Annotated in this window: 13 protein-coding genes; 12 read left to right on the top strand and 1 reads right to left on the bottom strand. The window is 39.5% G+C overall.

Going from position 1 to position 16,430, the window contains the following annotated elements:
- Positions 1 to 48: 48 nt before the first annotated feature.
- Positions 49 to 2,835 carry a two-component sensor histidine kinase BarA gene (barA, locus tag ACLKML_RS09820; RefSeq protein WP_413285191.1) on the bottom strand — a complete coding sequence of 929 codons (2,787 nt, stop codon included), beginning with the start codon at positions 2,833 to 2,835 and terminating at the stop codon, positions 49 to 51.
- Positions 2,836 to 2,969: 134 nt separating this feature from the next.
- On the opposite strand from barA, the gene rlmD reads away from it, so the two are divergent.
- The 12 genes from rlmD to ACLKML_RS09760 all read left to right on the top strand — a co-directional run bounded on the left by rlmD (position 2,970) and on the right by ACLKML_RS09760 (position 16,373).
- A complete protein-coding gene (rlmD, locus tag ACLKML_RS09815) occupies positions 2,970 to 4,379 on the top strand; it encodes a 23S rRNA (uracil(1939)-C(5))-methyltransferase RlmD (protein WP_413285190.1) in 1,410 nt (469 codons plus the stop codon).
- Between the two features lie 160 nt (positions 4,380 to 4,539).
- The gene (gene relA, locus ACLKML_RS09810; RefSeq protein WP_413285189.1) at positions 4,540 to 6,765 is read left to right on the top strand and encodes a GTP diphosphokinase; all 2,226 of its coding nucleotides are present in this window, start codon (positions 4,540 to 4,542) and stop codon (positions 6,763 to 6,765) included.
- Positions 6,766 to 6,857: 92 nt separating this feature from the next.
- Positions 6,858 to 7,649 (top strand): nucleoside triphosphate pyrophosphohydrolase, encoded by a 792-nt coding sequence (gene mazG / locus ACLKML_RS09805; RefSeq protein ID WP_413285188.1) that lies wholly within the window; start codon positions 6,858 to 6,860, stop codon positions 7,647 to 7,649.
- 421 nt (positions 7,650 to 8,070) lie between these two features.
- Positions 8,071 to 9,723 (top strand): CTP synthase, encoded by a 1,653-nt coding sequence (locus ACLKML_RS09800; protein WP_413285187.1) that lies wholly within the window; start codon positions 8,071 to 8,073, stop codon positions 9,721 to 9,723.
- Between the two features lie 78 nt (positions 9,724 to 9,801).
- The gene (gene eno / locus ACLKML_RS09795; protein WP_413285186.1) at positions 9,802 to 11,100 is read left to right on the top strand and encodes a phosphopyruvate hydratase; all 1,299 of its coding nucleotides are present in this window, start codon (positions 9,802 to 9,804) and stop codon (positions 11,098 to 11,100) included.
- A 304-nt stretch (positions 11,101 to 11,404) separates the two neighbouring features.
- Complete coding sequence (gene ftsB / locus ACLKML_RS09790) at positions 11,405 to 11,686, top strand: cell division protein FtsB (protein WP_413285185.1); 282 nt, start codon at positions 11,405 to 11,407, stop codon at positions 11,684 to 11,686.
- A 24-nt stretch (positions 11,687 to 11,710) separates the two neighbouring features.
- Complete coding sequence (ispD, locus tag ACLKML_RS09785) at positions 11,711 to 12,418, top strand: 2-C-methyl-D-erythritol 4-phosphate cytidylyltransferase (RefSeq protein WP_413285184.1); 708 nt, start codon at positions 11,711 to 11,713, stop codon at positions 12,416 to 12,418.
- 50 nt (positions 12,419 to 12,468) lie between these two features.
- Positions 12,469 to 12,945 (top strand): 2-C-methyl-D-erythritol 2,4-cyclodiphosphate synthase, encoded by a 477-nt coding sequence (gene ispF / locus ACLKML_RS09780; RefSeq protein ID WP_413285183.1) that lies wholly within the window; start codon positions 12,469 to 12,471, stop codon positions 12,943 to 12,945.
- 4 nt (positions 12,946 to 12,949) lie between these two features.
- Positions 12,950 to 14,038: a tRNA pseudouridine(13) synthase TruD gene (gene truD / locus ACLKML_RS09775; protein WP_413285182.1), complete on the top strand. Its 1,089-nt coding sequence runs from the start codon at positions 12,950 to 12,952 to the stop codon at positions 14,036 to 14,038.
- Between the two features lie 3 nt (positions 14,039 to 14,041).
- Positions 14,042 to 14,794 (top strand): 5'/3'-nucleotidase SurE, encoded by a 753-nt coding sequence (gene surE / locus ACLKML_RS09770; RefSeq protein ID WP_413285181.1) that lies wholly within the window; start codon positions 14,042 to 14,044, stop codon positions 14,792 to 14,794.
- Complete coding sequence (locus ACLKML_RS09765; protein WP_413285180.1) at positions 14,787 to 15,413, top strand: protein-L-isoaspartate(D-aspartate) O-methyltransferase; 627 nt, start codon at positions 14,787 to 14,789, stop codon at positions 15,411 to 15,413. Before surE ends, ACLKML_RS09765 begins: the two co-directional genes overlap by 8 nt.
- A gap of 3 nt (positions 15,414 to 15,416) precedes the next feature.
- Positions 15,417 to 16,373 carry a peptidoglycan DD-metalloendopeptidase family protein gene (locus ACLKML_RS09760; RefSeq protein WP_413285179.1) on the top strand — a complete coding sequence of 319 codons (957 nt, stop codon included), beginning with the start codon at positions 15,417 to 15,419 and terminating at the stop codon, positions 16,371 to 16,373.
- The last annotated feature ends 57 nt before the right edge of the window (positions 16,374 to 16,430 follow it).

Genomic DNA, 16,430 nt, shown 5'->3' with positions numbered 1-16,430 from the left:
AATTCAAGTCGCGTAACTAATGCCAATCGTAACTAATGCAAATCGTAACTAATGCAAATAAAGCTGAGCCGTTGTGGTTACTTTATGCATTTCATCTTGTAATTCAAACAACTCGGGTTCAATTTCTTCTACACTACTTCCTGAACGTAACAGCTTTTCGATTTCTGCACACACCGCTTTAAGTTTTGGTACACCACTGTATGAGCAGCTGCCATGAAGTTTGTGTATATGATGTAAAAGATCCTCTAGCGGATAATTACTATCGTCTAAAGCTTGATGCGCCACGTCTGTTACCTCAGCAATATAATCCATCAGCATTTGCAACATTTCTTTGGCTAGATCCTCTTTATTCGCGGCTTGTTTTAACGCCATTTGCCAATCAATTATAATGTCAGATTCTGCGCCTTCTAATCTGCTCTCTGTAGTAATTTCATCGGGAAGATCCAGTTTATTCACACTTTCATTTTCATTCGGATTCCAGTGGACTAACACTTGTTGCAATATGTGTTCTTCAATCGGTTTGGTTAAGTAATCGTCCATTCCTGCATTGAGCAAACGATCGCGCTCACCACTCATTGCATGCGCAGTCACTGCAATAACAGGCGTGTCACTATTGAGCTTGGTTTGTTTGATCTTTTTGCTTGCCGTCACACCATCCATGTGTGGCATTTGGATATCCATTAACACCATATCAAATTTTTGTTTCTCTGCTTGTTCAACGGCTTTTTTGCCACTAGAACATGATGTGACATGTTTTACGCGTTCACTCAGTAAGGCGGTAATCAGTTTTAAGTTGGCAGGATTATCATCGACAGCCATCACATTAAGACCTAATTGATGATTTTCCGTTGGTTGAGCTATGACGGATTGCTTTAATAGCGCGCCCGTTTGTTGTTGGTGTTTTGCCAGCGAGCTGAGTAATTTTCTTCTCGATAATGGCTTGGTCATACATTGAACTTGATAAGTCGCAGAGATTTTTTCTGCTAATGCCAGTTCTGTACTTGGTATTGCTACGATAACTTGGTCCGTATAAGTTTGAGTAATGGCAACCCACTGACTAACTTCTTCAAAGCTATTTTCTTTTTTAGGAGAGAGGCTAATAAGAACACAATCTTGCTTTTCAAAACTATCTGGCACGTTAGTTTGGTAGGTCACCAGTAAGCCTTCCTGACCTAATTGTTGTTGAACAATAGAGGCGGCTTGCATATTGGGTTCTATTAATAGAACTCGTTTATTGCGTAAATATTGGCTTTCTACTTGGTGCAATTGAGGTAAATCCGTACTGGCTAAGCGCAGAGTAAACCAAAAGGTAGACCCTTGATGTAATCGACTGGTTAAGCTTATTTCACCGCCCATTTGACCAACCAATTTTTGGGTAATAACCAAGCCTAATCCAGTCCCACCATAGCGTCTTGAAATACTGGCATCGGCTTGACTAAAGGCTTGAAAAAGCTGAGCTTGTTGTCTTTCAGATATACCTATCCCTGTATCTCTAACCATAAATTGCAACTCGACAATGTCGTCTTTTTGAGCTCGCAGTTCAACACTGATGTCGATATTGCCTCGTTCAGTAAACTTAATTGAGTTACCCATCAAGTTTGTTAGCACTTGTTGAATTCTTAATGGATCGCCTATAAGTCCTGCTGGGATTTTTGGATCAACTTTTAAAGTGATCTCTAAGCCTTTTTCATGCGCACTTGTGGCTTGTAAACTCACCACTTCTTCTAAGCTTTCTTGGAATTCAAAGGGGATGTTTTCTAATAGTAATTTGCCGGCTTCGAGTTTAGAAAAATCTAAAATATCATTGATGATATTCAGCAGATTATTAGCTGAACGTTCAATGGTTTGTAAATAATCGGTTTGACTGGAAGTAAGTTGCGTTTTCAACATTTGTCGAGTGAAACCAATAACCCCATTTAGTGGTGTTCGTAGTTCATGTGACATATTTGCTAAAAATTCTGATTTTACCCTGGCTGCTTCTTGGGCGCGTTTTTTAGCAATATCTAACTCTACATTTTGTATCTCTAATTGCTCTAAAGTTTCTCTTAAATCTGATGTGGCTTGATCGATACTGTGCTGCATTTCAACATGATATTCAGATAACGACATTGCCATGGCATTAATACCATTTTTAAGCGAATCTAGCTCACCATGCATGGTGCCTTCTATACGAGAATCGAGGTGTCCTCGGCGTATACGATCTACGGTTTCTTGCATATTGGTGATTGGTTTGGTGACATCATGCATTAACCGGTAGGCAAAAACGCTGGAAAGTCCTAGACCCAACGCCAATACAACCAAAGCGGTGAAAATTTCTTGGTATTGTTGTAGTCGCAATGAAGAAAGATCCAACTCCATAGAAATATAACCAAGCGGTAAATTAGGATCGGTTGCCGTTTCATTTTGTAAAGAAAATTTACCTTCAGCGATAATTGGAGCACGTAAAATTAAGTGGGAATCGATCAGTTCTATATCGGTTAAAAGTGGGATCGGTTTGTCATTAGGAAAAGTTAAAGATTCAAAGTTTGGATGAAAGTTTGATGTCACAAACAGTTGATGGTTGGCATCGAATACCGCGATACTGCGTACTATATTTGAGTTTTTCCTATGGGCATAACTAATGATGCGTCGAACCGCTTCATGGCTTTGTTCTGTCATGCCATATTCGCTGGCAATTGCTAGCGGTTCTAAAATACTGGTTCCAGACGATATTAATTGTGTTTCCAAGTCGTTGTAACGATTGGACGTAAAAAAAGTACTCAACAGCAAGCCTACGATGAGAGTAGGGGCTAAAGTTAGAGTGATTACACGGGCACGCAAGCCATATCTTGTCATTTTTACCTGATTACTTATTCTCTGATTACAATAGAGTCTGGATATGGGAAAATATCTTAATAGCTTAAACAAAGCATTAATATTCCACAATCACGCAGCGTTAGAATAGTGATACTAGGACAAAAGAGACCCACATGGCACGTTTTTATCAACCAAAAAAGAAAATTGTATTGGACACCAAGCATCAACAATTTGATGTTGAAAGGTTAGATCACCATGGAGCGGGTATAGCGTGGTTAAAAAATAAACCAGTTTTTATTGAAGGAGCATTGCCTGGCGAAAAAGTATTGGTTCAATTGACCGAAAGTAAAAGTAAATTTTCTCGAGCTAAACTGATAAAAATTTTAACGCCAAGCCCACAAAGAATAGAGCCATTTTGTCCTCACTATAAAGAGTGTGGTGGCTGCAATATGCAGCATTTGAGTTATGACGGGCAAACAGAATATAAACAGCAATCATTAAATCAACTAGTCACTAAATTTACTACTAAAAAAAATGATTCTAGAGGCAAAGCACATTCCGGAAAGCAAAGCGATCTTGCTGATAGCACCGAATTCGTTCAAGAAATAGAACAAGTGCCTTTCATTACCGGTGAGCAGCTTGGTTATCGAAGAAGAGCGAGAATCAGTCTGTATCTAAATAAAAAAAATGCCCAGCTTGAATTTGGTTTTCGGCAGAAGCAAAGTAAACAGATTGTTCAAATTACACAATGTGCCGCATTAGAGCCTAAATTGAACCAATTGCTTCCTGATCTTTACATACTCCTTTCACGTTTTAAAAAACCAGTAGAGTTAGGACATGTTGAGCTTGCGTTAGGTGACAAGCAACCTGTAGTTACTTTGCGAGTGATGAAAGCCTTACCAGAACCAGATTTGTCCGCATTGGTCCAGTTTGCTAAAACAAACCAGTTGAGCATGTATTTATTGGTAGAAAAAGAGCCATTGCAGCTTATTTTCGGTGAAAAACCGTCCTACAGTGAAGGGGGTTTTACTATTCCTTTTTTACCGACTAATTTTATTCAAGTGAATAGGAAAGTGAACCAGCAGATGGTTGAACAAGCGATAAAATGGTTAAACCCTGAACCTGAAGATCGAGTGCTCGACTTATTCTGTGGTCTTGGTAATTTTAGCTTACCTATTGCATTAAAAGCGCAATCAGTGGTGGGAGTAGAAGGCGTTCAAGAAATGGTCGAGCAGGCAGAAGACAATGCTAAACTCAACAATATTAATAATATTCAGTTTTACCACGCTAATTTAGAAAACGACATAACTGAAAATAGTTGGGCGCAATCAAAGTTTGATAAAGTACTACTCGACCCAGCAAGAGCTGGTGCAGCAGGTGTTGTAGAGCAACTTGCGAAACTTGGAGCATACAGAATAGTGTACGTTTCTTGTAATCCTGCTACGCTTGCCAGAGATACTCAGTCTTTACTCGAACAAGGTTTCAAATTGATTCGATTAGGAATGTTGGACATGTTTCCTCATACTAGCCATTTAGAATCGATGGCTTTATTTGAAAAACAGAAGGTTAAACGTACTCGTTGAACAAATGAATTTTAAACTAAGTTTGAAAATCTAGTAGTAAATACAGAAAATATTAAGCGCTATCAATATTGTGCAGGTTTTAGTTAAATAACAAACATGATAGGTAAGAAATAGATACAACGAATAGTGCCTGTCTTGAATTGAAAAGTTGGGAAATAACATGGTTGCGGTACGCAGTGCGCACTTAAATAAAGATGAAAAATTTGAATTAGAAGCTTGGGTCACCAGCCTAGAGCAAGATCAAAAAACCAGTAAACGGCTAATAGAAGTCTATAAGCAGTGCGAATCTCACTTAGAAGGACGAGAACAAGCACCACTATTGCTTTGGCGTGGTCGGGAAATGATCGAAATTTTAATCACTTTATCTATGGATAGAGCGACCTTGATTGCGGCACAGTTATTTCCTGTCGTCTCCAGTGGTTTTTTCGAAAAAGAAGAGCTCGAAGAGGTTTATGGTAAAGAGATCATTAAGCTGATTGATGGAGTGGAAGAAATGGCCGCCATCGGTCAACTTAATGTAACATTTGAAGGGGCAGCAGCATCAGGTCAAATAGATAATGTGCGCAGAATGTTGCTGGCAATGGTAGATGATTTTCGCTGTGTGATTATCAAATTAGCTGAGCGTATTTGTAATTTACGTGAAGTGAAAGACAAACCAGAAGAAGTTCGTCAAATAGCCGCCAAAGAGTGCGCTAATATATACGCACCTCTCGCCAACCGTTTAGGTATCGGTCAGTTAAAATGGGAAATTGAAGATTACGCTTTCCGTTATCAGCAATCGGATATTTACAAGCAAATAGCAAAGCAACTCTCAGAAAGACGAATTGTGCGTGAAAAATATATCGATGACTTTGTTACCGATTTAATGTCTGAGATGAAAGCGACCAATATCAACGCGGAAGTAAGTGGACGGCCAAAACATATTTATAGTATTTGGCGTAAAATGCAGAAAAAAAATCTGGCTTTTGATGAACTGTTTGATGTTCGAGCAGTGCGTATCATCGCCGATCAACTGCAAGATTGTTATGCGGCTTTAGGGATTGTACATACTAAATACAAGCATCTTCCTAATGAGTTTGACGACTATGTTGCCAATCCTAAACCGAATGGTTATCAATCTATTCATACCGTAATTCTTGGGCCAGAAGGGAAAACCATAGAGATTCAGATCAGAACCAAGCAAATGCATGAAGATTCTGAACTGGGTGTTGCTGCGCATTGGAAGTATAAAGAAGGCGCGTCAAGTAGTGGACGTAGTGGTTATGATGAGAAAATCACTTGGCTTCGTAAGCTGATTGATTGGCAAGAAGAAATGTCAGATTCTGGTGAGATGCTAGATGAACTGCGTAGCCAAGTATTCGATGACAGAGTATATGCCTTTACGCCAAGAGGGGATGTGGTTGATTTGCCAATGGGCGCAACTCCACTTGATTTTGCTTACCACATTCACTCTGAAGTTGGACATCGTTGTATCGGAACCAAAGTCGGTGGGCGAATTGTTCCATTTACGCACAAATTAGAAATGGGCGATCAGGTTGAAATTATTACCCAAAAAGAACCGAATCCATCGCGAGATTGGTTAAACTCATCTTTAGGATTTGTCCATTCAAGTCGAGCGAGAGCAAAGATAAATGCTTGGTTTAGAAAAGAAAGCCGCGAGAAAAACATAGAAGCGGGTCGAGAGATTTTAGAGTTAGAATTAAGTAAAATAGGCGCAACATTAAAACATGCGGATGATTATGCTCTTAAGCGTTTTAATGTTAATACACCGGATGAGCTTTATGCTGGGATTGGTAGCGGTGATTTAAGAATTAACCAAGTCATTAATCACATTAATGCATTAGTTAATAAGCCAACAGCCGAAGAAGAAGATAAGCAAGCTTTAGAAAAATTGCAAGAGCAAGGGGCTAAATCGTCGGCTCAAAATAGACCTCATAAAGATGCGATTGTCGTTGAAGGTGTTGATAACCTAATGTCGCACTTAGCAAGATGTTGTCAACCTATCCCAGGAGATACCATTGCCGGCTATATTACCCAAGGCCGAGGTATTTCGGTACATAGAAGTGATTGCGAGCAATTGGCTGAACTAAGGTTACATGCTCCAGAGCGTATTATTGATACCGTTTGGGGAGGATCTTATTCAGGTAACTTCATCCTCACTCTTAGAGTGGATGCGTTAGAACGCGGTGGATTACTTAAAGATATAACCACACTGTTAGCCAATGAGAAGTTGAATGTGTCAAGTATGAAAAGTCGTCATGATTATAAGCGTCAAATGCTTATTATGGATTTCAACTTAGAAGTGAAAAATGTTGAACTTCTTAGCCGGGTGATTTCTCGAATTGAACAAATTCGAGACGTTATTTCGGTAAGACGCTTACGTTAAAGATCATAAGAACAAGCGCTAGCGGTCTGTCAGAAAAACGCTCAGCATAAAAAATACACAAATAAACAGAATATAAAGTGAGAAACGGTTAAATGGCGGATAGTGTACAGCAACTTTTAAATATTATGTCTCAACTGCGTGACCCTAAAAAAGGCTGTCCTTGGGATTTAAAACAAAATTTCGATTCTATTATTCCCCACACAATCGAAGAGACATTCGAACTAGTAGACGCGATCAATAATAAAGATTGGCTAAACTTAAAAGAAGAACTCGGTGATGTGTTGTTCCAAGTGATTTTTTACAGTCAATTAGCTAAAGAACAACAGCTTTTTGAGTTTAACGATGTTGTTGAAACAGTGAACGAAAAATTAATTCGTCGCCACCCTCATGTTTTTTCTGATTTAACACTCGACTCTGAACAAGAGATAAATTCCAATTGGGAGCAGGAAAAAGCCAAAGAAAAGGCCAAGTTGGGTAAAGTGGAACAAAGTGTATTAGATTCTGTGCCTAACTCTCTTCCTGCTCTTTCTAAAGCCAATAAAATACAAAAGCGTTGTGCTAAGCATGGTTTTGATTGGGATACCATTGGCCCTGTTGTGGATAAAGTAAAAGAAGAATTAGATGAAGTGCTTGATGAAGTTCTCCAAGTCACTCCTGATGAGAAAGCGATTGAAGAAGAATTAGGCGACCTTCTTTTTGCTACCGTAAATTTAGTTCGTCACTTAGGCAAAGATCCAGAAGTCGCTTTACGTAAAGCAAACGATAAATTTGCAACTCGCTTCAAAGGTGTTGAGCGTCTAGTTCGCGAGCAAGGAAAGCAATTGGATGATTTCAATCTAGAACAGTTAGATGCCATGTGGGATGAAGTTAAAAAAGGTCAATGATATTGATGTAATTATCATTATGATCAAAACAATTCGGTAAGTCACATCTGAAATTTGGTGAATAACATCTATAAACTATCAAGTCGAATGCTAAAAATAACTGCGTTATTGTTTAACTTGTTTTAAATTTTAGACTGGTGGAAAGTTATACTCTGACCAGTTATCGATTACTTGCTTGTTTTACTCAACGGTGGCTATACTTTGCGCCATAAGATAGTTGATTTGTATACTTAAACTTAAGTAGGGATAAGCATCAACTAGTGATAGACATAGGTTAATGGCTTGTTGAATTGATTTGAAGCAAAAAATAAATTAACCAAGTGTGATAAGTTTCACGTTGTGGCGTTAAAGGGCTTCTGGTATATTTGCATCCCGTCCAGACAGCACCAATTTCCCTCATTCAACCAATTTCAGGTTAAACATGACGACAAATTACATTTTTGTTACTGGCGGGGTGGTATCCTCACTAGGTAAAGGTATTGCAGCAGCATCTCTTGCGGCTATTTTAGAAGCTCGTGGTCTTAAAGTGACCATGATGAAGCTTGACCCTTATATCAACGTTGATCCCGGCACAATGAGCCCAACTCAACATGGTGAAGTATTTGTTACCGAAGACGGTGCAGAAACCGATCTCGATCTTGGTCATTATGAACGATTCATTCGTACCAAAATGAGCAAGCGCAACAACTTTACTGCTGGGCGTGTTTATGCTGACGTACTGAGAAAAGAACGTCGTGGTGATTACTTAGGTGCAACGATTCAAGTTATCCCTCATATCACTAATGCAATAAAAGATCGTGTTTATGATGGCGCAGAAGGCCATGATGTGGCAATCGTTGAAGTGGGTGGCACTGTTGGTGATATCGAATCTCTGCCATTTATGGAAGCAATTCGTCAGTTAGCTGCAGAAGTTGGCCGTGAACGTGCCATGTTTATGCATCTGACTTTAGTACCTTATTTAGCTGCAGCTGGTGAAGTGAAAACCAAGCCAACTCAGCACTCTGTAAAAGAATTACTTTCTATCGGTATCCAGCCAGATATTTTGGTTTGCCGTAGTGATCGTATGATCCCTGCAAATGAACGTAAAAAAATAGCGCTGTTCTGTAACGTACCAGAAAAAGCTGTTATCTCAATGAAAGACGTAGATTCTATCTACAAAATCCCTCAATTAATCAAAGCTCAAGCATTGGATGATCTTGTCTGTACTCGTTTTGGTATTCAAGCACCAGAAGCGGATCTGTCAGAGTGGGAACAAGTTATCTATGAAGAAGCGAATCCTACCGCAGATGTAACTATTGGTATGGTTGGTAAATATATAGAACTTCCAGATGCTTATAAATCCGTCAATGAAGCACTGAAACATGCAGGGTTGAAAAACCGCTTAAATGTCACCATTAAATATGTCGACTCACAAGATGTAGAGAGCAAAGGTGAAGAAATGTTCGCAGATTTAGATGCGATTCTTGTACCTGGTGGTTTTGGTGATCGTGGTATTGAAGGTAAAATCCTTGCCGCTAAATATGCGCGTGAAAATAACGTGCCTTATTTAGGTATTTGTTTAGGCATGCAGGTGGCTTTAATTGAGTTTGCGAGAAATGTTGCTGGCCTAGAAGGCGCACATTCAACAGAATTTAACAAAGATACAAAGTATCCCGTGGTAGGATTAATTACCGAATGGGTAGATGGTGAAGGTAAAGTTGAAGAACGTACTGAGCTATCTGACTTAGGTGGTACTATGCGTCTTGGCTCTCAGCTTTGTCACCTTGAAAAAGGCACATTAGCTAAAGAGTTATACGGTAGCGCGACAATTCATGAACGTCACCGTCACCGTTATGAAGTAAACAACAATCTTCGTCCGCAAATTGAAAAAGCTGGTTTAAAAGTATCTGGCTTATCTGCAGACAAAAAGCTTGTTGAGGTAATTGAGAACCCAAATCATCCATGGTTTGTTGCCTCTCAGTTCCACCCTGAATTCACGTCTACGCCTCGCGATGGACATCCGTTGTTCGCTGGCTTTATTAAAGCCGCAGGTCAATATCAACGTGGTGAATTCGATACAGAACAGAATAAGTAATACAGGAATCCGGATAATGACACATGAGGTGTCGTTATCCTTAGTTTTGACATAAAAATTGAACGAGAGGAAACATCAATGTCTAAGATCGTTAAAGTTCTAGGTCGTGAAATCATCGACTCACGTGGTAACCCAACAGTAGAAGCTGAAGTACACCTAGAAGGCGGTTTCGTCGGTATGGCTGCTGCTCCATCTGGCGCATCTACTGGTTCTCGCGAAGCTCTTGAGCTACGTGACGGCGACAAAACACGTTTCCTAGGTAAAGGTGTTCTTAAAGCAGTTGAAGCAGTAAACGGTACAATTGCTCAAGCACTAGTTGGTAAAGACGCTAAAGCTCAAGCTGAAGTTGACCAAGTTATGATCGACTTAGATGGCACAGACAACAAAGCTAAATTTGGTGCTAACGCAATCCTAGCGGTTTCACTTGCAAACGCAAAAGCAGCTGCAGCGGCTAAAGGCATGCCTTTATTTGAGCACATTGCAGAACTTAATGGTACTGCTGGTCAGTTCTCTATGCCTCTTCCAATGATGAACATCATCAATGGTGGCGAGCACGCTGATAACAACGTTGATATCCAAGAATTTATGATTCAACCTGTTGGCGCTTCAACGCTTAAAGAAGCTCTACGCATCGGTGCTGAAGTATTCCACAACCTAGCGAAAGTACTTAAATCTAAAGGTCTAAGTACAGCTGTTGGTGATGAAGGTGGTTTTGCTCCTAACCTAGAATCTAATGCTGCTGCTCTAGCTGCAATCAAAGAAGCCGTAGAACTTGCAGGTTATGAGTTAGGTAAAGACGTAACACTTGCTATGGACTGTGCTGCATCTGAGTTCTATGACAAAGAAGCTGGAAACTACAACATGAAAGGTGAAGGTAAAGTCTTCACTTCAGAAGAGTTCAACTTCTACTTGCAAGATCTTGCTAACCAATATCCAATCGTATCTATCGAAGATGGCCTTGATGAATCAGATTGGGATGGCTTTAAGCACCAAACTGAACTTCTAGGTGATAAACTTCAACTAGTTGGTGACGATTTATTCGTTACAAACACTAAGATCCTTGCTGAAGGTATTGAGAAAGGCGTTGCTAACTCTATCCTTATCAAATTCAACCAAATTGGTTCTCTAACAGAAACTTTGGCTGCTATCAAAATGGCTAAAGATGCTGGTTATACTGCTGTTATCTCTCACCGTTCTGGTGAAACTGAAGATGCAACTATTGCTGATTTAGCAGTAGGTACAGCTGCAGGTCAAATCAAAACAGGTTCTATGAGCCGTTCTGACCGTGTTGCTAAGTACAACCAACTTATCCGTATCGAAGAAGCTCTAGGTGCACGTGCTCCTTTCAACGGTCTTAAAGAAGTTAAAGGTCAATAATCCTTATTTATAAGGTGATTTGATTATTAATTTTTTATAAAAGTTAATGCAATAAGCGTCTCTTATCCATAGAGGCGCTTTTTTTTACCGGAAAGTTTGTGGTCGATACCATTTAAAGTGTTAGCTAAGTTGAAAGAGCGTAATTTAAATTGAAAGAGCACGACGTAAAGTTAAAAGGTTATCATCTCAATAAAAAGCGTTGCCTATATGAATGGCAATACCTGTCAAACCTAGTCTCAATCAAGCATTTATGATATATATACAAGCATATCTCCCTCTAATTAACTCATGAGAACTCTCTAGCGTGCGTTTATTTACTCTGGCACTTTTACTGTTATTGGCTGTGTTATTTTATACTCTTGTATGGGGTAAAAATGGCGTGCTAGAGCATCGACAAATATTGAACGAAATTGAAGTCCAGCAGTCGGTAAATAAAGAGTTATCTGATAGAAATGCCAAAATGTTTGCAGAGATAGAAGATCTCAAACAAGGACTAGATGCGATAGAAGAAAGAGCAAGAAACGAATTAGGTATGGTTAAAGAGGGTGAAACTTTTTACCGAATTATTGATGAAAACTCTCAGTAGCTCGAATGAGTAAGTAAAATAGTGATGCAAACAAATAATAAATTTTATGCCATAGTTCCCGCTGCGGGTATTGGCCGCAGAATGAAGACTGATTGTCCTAAGCAGTACCTTCAATTGCATAACAAGACAATTTTACAACACACGATTGATAAATTATTAGCACATTCGCTTATTGATAAAGTCATTGTCGCCGTATCAGAAAATGACGAATATTTTTCGGACCTTTCATTAGCGTCAAATAATAACGTTATTCGAGTTAGTGGTGGTAAAGAGCGCGCCGATTCAGTGTTATCTGGACTAAGTTATATACTCAATCATATTAAACAACCCCAGGCTTGGGTTTTGGTACATGATGCCGCTAGGCCATGTATTCATTTAAGTGATATTGACAAGTTAATTACTGAAGTTGTTCAAACCGACATCGGTGGCATTTTAGCTACTCCTGTGCGTGACACGATGAAACGTAGTAATGATCAAGATGAGATTAATGAAACGGTAAATAGAGTTGACCTCTGGCACGCATTAACACCGCAAATGTTTAAGGCTCAACCCTTATATGATGCATTATCTTTGGCGTTGAAAGCCAAGGTAAACATTACCGATGAAGCTTCTGCGATGGAATGGGCGGGTGTAAAACCTAAATTAGTTGCGGGAAGGGCGGATAACTTTAAAATAACTCAACCAGAAGACTTAGCTTTAGCGGCTTTCTATTTAAGTGAAGATTCAATTTAACCACAACTTATTGAGCAAAAAGCATTTGAATTTCGAATAAGGAAAAAGAAATGATCCGAATTGGTCATGGTTTCGATGTCCATAAATTTGGTGGTGCCGGGCCTGTTATTATTGGTGGTATCGAGGTTCCTTATGAGCAAGGTTTACTTGCTCATTCTGATGGTGATGTAGCACTGCACGCTTTAACCGACGCGCTATTAGGCGCAATAGCAGAAGGTGACATTGGTCGTCATTTTCCTGATACCGATCAGAAGTGGAAAGGCGCAAATAGTCGTGACTTGATGAAAGAAGTTTATCGATTGGTGCAGCAGAAAGGTTACCAAATAGGCAATCTAGATGTGACTATCATTGCGCAAGCACCTAAAATGCTTCCATTTATTCAGTCTATGCGTGAAACGATAGCGTTAGATTTAGAAACGACCATTGAAAATGTCAATGTAAAAGCAACAACAACAGAGAAGCTTGGTTTTACCGGAAGAAAAGAAGGTATTGCTTGTGAAGCGGTTGTTTTATTAAAGAAGATATAAATTAATGACAGATATTCTTGCCGAATTGGCATATTTACATGGACAGCCCACTTGTAAAGCGAAGCTAAAAGCCAAGCCAGAGCACTTTGTAGTCAAAGAGCAACTGGGCTTTGAATTTTCAGGTACAGGCGAACACTTGATGATTAAGATTGGCAAAACTGGTGAAAATACCAGTTTTGTCGCCAATGAATTAGCAAAAGTATGTGGTGTTAAATCAAAAGATATTGGTTGGGCTGGCCTAAAAGATAGACACGCAGTAACAGAACAATGGTTAAGTGTTTATTTACCCAAAGCAGATACACCCGACTTCACTGCATTTGAGAGGCAATACCCAAGTATTCAAATTCTTGAAACCACTCGGCACAATAAAAAACTTCGCCCTGGTGATTTAAGTGGCAACCAGTTTCAAGTAACCTTGTCGGAAGTAAGTGATATTTCAAGCTTAGAATCGAGAATAAAACAAGTCATAGAAAAAGGCGTGCCGAATTACTTTGGTTCACAACGTTTTGGTCGTGAAGGTAATAACTTAACAGAAGCTCGACGTTGGGGAAAAGAGAACGTTAGAAGTAAAAATCAGAATAAACGCAGTTTATACCTTTCTGCTGCTCGCTCTTGGATCTTTAACCAAATAGTATCCAAACGGATAAACGTCAATCAATTATCTAGTTTGATGTTAGGTGATATTGTCCGTCTAAATACTACCGTTGGTCTAGATGAGATGCCTAATAAGAGAGAGTCGACCATCGTTATTGATAGCGATAATCTAACTGCAATGCAGGCGGAAATAGCTCTTGATAACGTAGCGTTAACGGCTGCTTTGGCAGGGGATAATTCTTTGCCAACAAAACAAGATGCCCTTTGTCTTGAACAAGAGTTTATTGACGCAGAACCGGATTTAATGGCTTTAATTCGTAGTAATAGAATGCGTCATGATAGACGAGATGTTTTATTAAAGCCTTCTGATTTTAGCTATACAATAAAAGATGAGATGGCGGTACTATGTTTCTCACTGAGCTCTGGTAGTTTTGCAACGTCTATTGTCAGAGAGTTGATTGAAGAAATTCCTGTAGAGCGCCATTTCAACGAAGGATAAGTAATGAAGATTCTACTCAGTAATGATGACGGAGTGCATGCCGATGGTCTTAAAGCTTTGGCTGATTGTTTAAAGGATATCGCTGATGTCATCGTTGTTGCCCCCGATAGAAATCGTTCAGGCGCTTCAAATTCGTTAACGCTTGAAAACCCATTAAGAGTGATTGAAATTGAACCAAATTGGTATTCGGTTCAAGGAACTCCGACAGATTGTGTTCATTTTGCCCTAAATGAATTGCTTAAAGATGATTTGCCTGATTTAGTACTTTCTGGGATCAATCATGGCGCTAATTTAGGCGATGATGTGCTGTATTCAGGTACCGTTGCCGCGGCAATGGAAGGACATTTTTTAGGAGTGCAGTCCATAGCCTTTTCTTTAGTTGGACATCAACATTTTTCGACTGCAGCAACAATCGTCCGCACAATAGTGGATCAACATATTCAATCGCCAATTCCGACTAATCGTCTGCTGAATGTGAATATTCCTGACCGCCCGTTTTCAGAACTTAACGGTCAGGCAGTGACTCGTCTTGGTGCTCGTCATCATGCTGAAAACATGATTAAACAGAAAGATCCAAGAGGACAAGACGTGTACTGGTTAGGCCCTCCTGGTCAGCAACAAGATGCTGGTGAAGGGACGGATTTTCATGCGGTAGAACATGGTATGGTTTCAATTACTCCTTTGCAGGTGGATTTAACCGCGCATGAATCGATAAGAAGTATGGCATCTTGGTTAAAAGGTAGTAGCAATGAGTAACCCTCAAGCAAATCGATTAGTCGAATTCCTTTGCTCGAATGGGATTCAATGTCCTAAAGTACTCGATGCGATTAGAAGAGTACCGAGAGAACATTTCATTTCAGAAGCACTAATGCATCAAGCATATGATAATAATGCTTTGCCTATTGGTTACGGGCAGACGATTTCACAACCTTATATTGTGGCAAGAATGACGGAATTATTGCAGCTTGAGTCTGATTCAAAACTATTAGAGATAGGGACAGGGTCTGGTTACCAGACCGCAGTGTTAGCTCAGATGGTTGATAAAGTTTATTCTGTTGAGCGTATAAAATCGTTGCAATGGGATGCGAAAAGACGTTTAAAACGGTTAGATATTTATAATGTTGTAACCAAACATGCTGACGGTTGGAAAGGTTGGCCGACTCAAGCACCGTTTGATGCTATTGTTGTTACCGCTGCAGCCGCGCAAGTACCACAAGATTTGTTAGCGCAGTTAGCGGATAATGGTCGTTTAGTTATTCCTGTTGGAGAAGAAAACCAACAGTTACTGAAAATCGTAAGACAAGGCAATGAATTTGTATCTTCAGTTATTGAAACAGTTCGTTTTGTTCCTTTAGTTGCAGGTGATTTAGCGTAGAGAATGGCAAATAATTTGAAGTTGATATGGACAATGATTTTTTGTAGCACCTTACTTGTTGGGTGTGCTGCAACTGATCCTGCGCCAGTTTCAAGTATTCATAAAGATTATAACGCTATAGAAAGAGGCAGTTACAAGGGAAGTTATTATGAAGTTAAAAAAGGAGATACTCTTTATTTTATTGCCTATGTCACAGATAAGAATGTAAACGACCTTATTCGTTACAATGATTTATCCGCACCTTATACTATAAGACCCGGTGAAAAACTGAAATTATGGCAACCTATTTATGCTGCTCCAGTATATGGGGAGACGAAATCAACGACATCTTCAGCGGCTGTCGCATCAGTAACCGCAGTGGGTACGGTAAACTCAGGAGTGAGCGTTACATCAGTTCCTGAACCGAAGTCTATTGCTAAAGTCACCCCAAAACCCCCGGTATCCCCCAAAAAACCAACATCAAAAAATTCAAATTTAGCTAAAAATACCGATAAGAAGACAGTTGATCAGAGTAAATCAAAAGAGTATGTTGATCCTAAGAGTAAACAAAATGTTAATAAAAAGGTCAATAAAGTAGAGCCTGTAAATAACAAAATAAGCAATTGGCTTTGGCCAACTAAAGGGAGAATAATTAAGAAGTTTTCTGTTGGAGAACAAGGAAATAAAGGGATTGATATAGCAGGGCAGCGAGGTCAATCAATTGTTTCTACGGCAAGCGGGAAAGTTGTTTACTCTGGAAATGCACTACGAGGTTATGGCAATTTAATTATAGTGAAACATAATGATAATTACTTGAGTGCGTATGCCCACAATGAACGTTTGCTAGTAAGTGAAGGACAAAATGTTAAAGCAGGACAGAAAATTGCCACCATGGGTAGTTCGGGTAGCAACAGTGTGAGACTTCATTTTGAAATTCGTTACCAAGGTAAGTCTGTTAATCCAAATCGGTACTTGCCTTAAGATAAAATCAATTCAGCGACATTTATAAAGGAATGTCTTGCTAGCTCGCCAAGGGGA

It is taken from the genome of Vibrio sp. MA40-2, from assembly GCF_047302445.1.
GTDB lineage: Bacteria > Pseudomonadota > Gammaproteobacteria > Enterobacterales > Vibrionaceae > Vibrio.
The sequence above is the reverse complement of the archived record's forward strand: the minus strand, read 5'-3'. Positions and strand labels throughout refer to the sequence as shown.

What these genes read in the sequence shown, in the direction of transcription:
- ACLKML_RS09800 (WP_413285187.1), top strand. Translation starts at nt 8,071, where the DNA reads ATGACGACAAATTACATTTTTGTTACTGGCGGGGTGGTATCCTCACTA.
- ACLKML_RS09760 (WP_413285179.1), top strand. Translation starts at nt 15,417, where the DNA reads ATGGCAAATAATTTGAAGTTGATATGGACAATGATTTTTTGTAGCACC.
- ispF (WP_413285183.1), top strand. Translation starts at nt 12,469, where the DNA reads ATGATCCGAATTGGTCATGGTTTCGATGTCCATAAATTTGGTGGTGCC.
- rlmD (WP_413285190.1), top strand. Translation starts at nt 2,970, where the DNA reads ATGGCACGTTTTTATCAACCAAAAAAGAAAATTGTATTGGACACCAAG.
- mazG (WP_413285188.1), top strand. Translation starts at nt 6,858, where the DNA reads ATGGCGGATAGTGTACAGCAACTTTTAAATATTATGTCTCAACTGCGT.
- truD (WP_413285182.1), top strand. Translation starts at nt 12,950, where the DNA reads ATGACAGATATTCTTGCCGAATTGGCATATTTACATGGACAGCCCACT.
- eno (WP_413285186.1), top strand. Translation starts at nt 9,802, where the DNA reads ATGTCTAAGATCGTTAAAGTTCTAGGTCGTGAAATCATCGACTCACGT.
- surE (WP_413285181.1), top strand. Translation starts at nt 14,042, where the DNA reads ATGAAGATTCTACTCAGTAATGATGACGGAGTGCATGCCGATGGTCTT.
- ispD (WP_413285184.1), top strand. Translation starts at nt 11,711, where the DNA reads ATGCAAACAAATAATAAATTTTATGCCATAGTTCCCGCTGCGGGTATT.
- relA (WP_413285189.1), top strand. Translation starts at nt 4,540, where the DNA reads ATGGTTGCGGTACGCAGTGCGCACTTAAATAAAGATGAAAAATTTGAA.
- barA (WP_413285191.1), bottom strand. Translation starts at nt 2,835, where the DNA reads ATGACAAGATATGGCTTGCGTGCCCGTGTAATCACTCTAACTTTAGCC.
- ACLKML_RS09765 (WP_413285180.1), top strand. Translation starts at nt 14,787, where the DNA reads ATGAGTAACCCTCAAGCAAATCGATTAGTCGAATTCCTTTGCTCGAAT.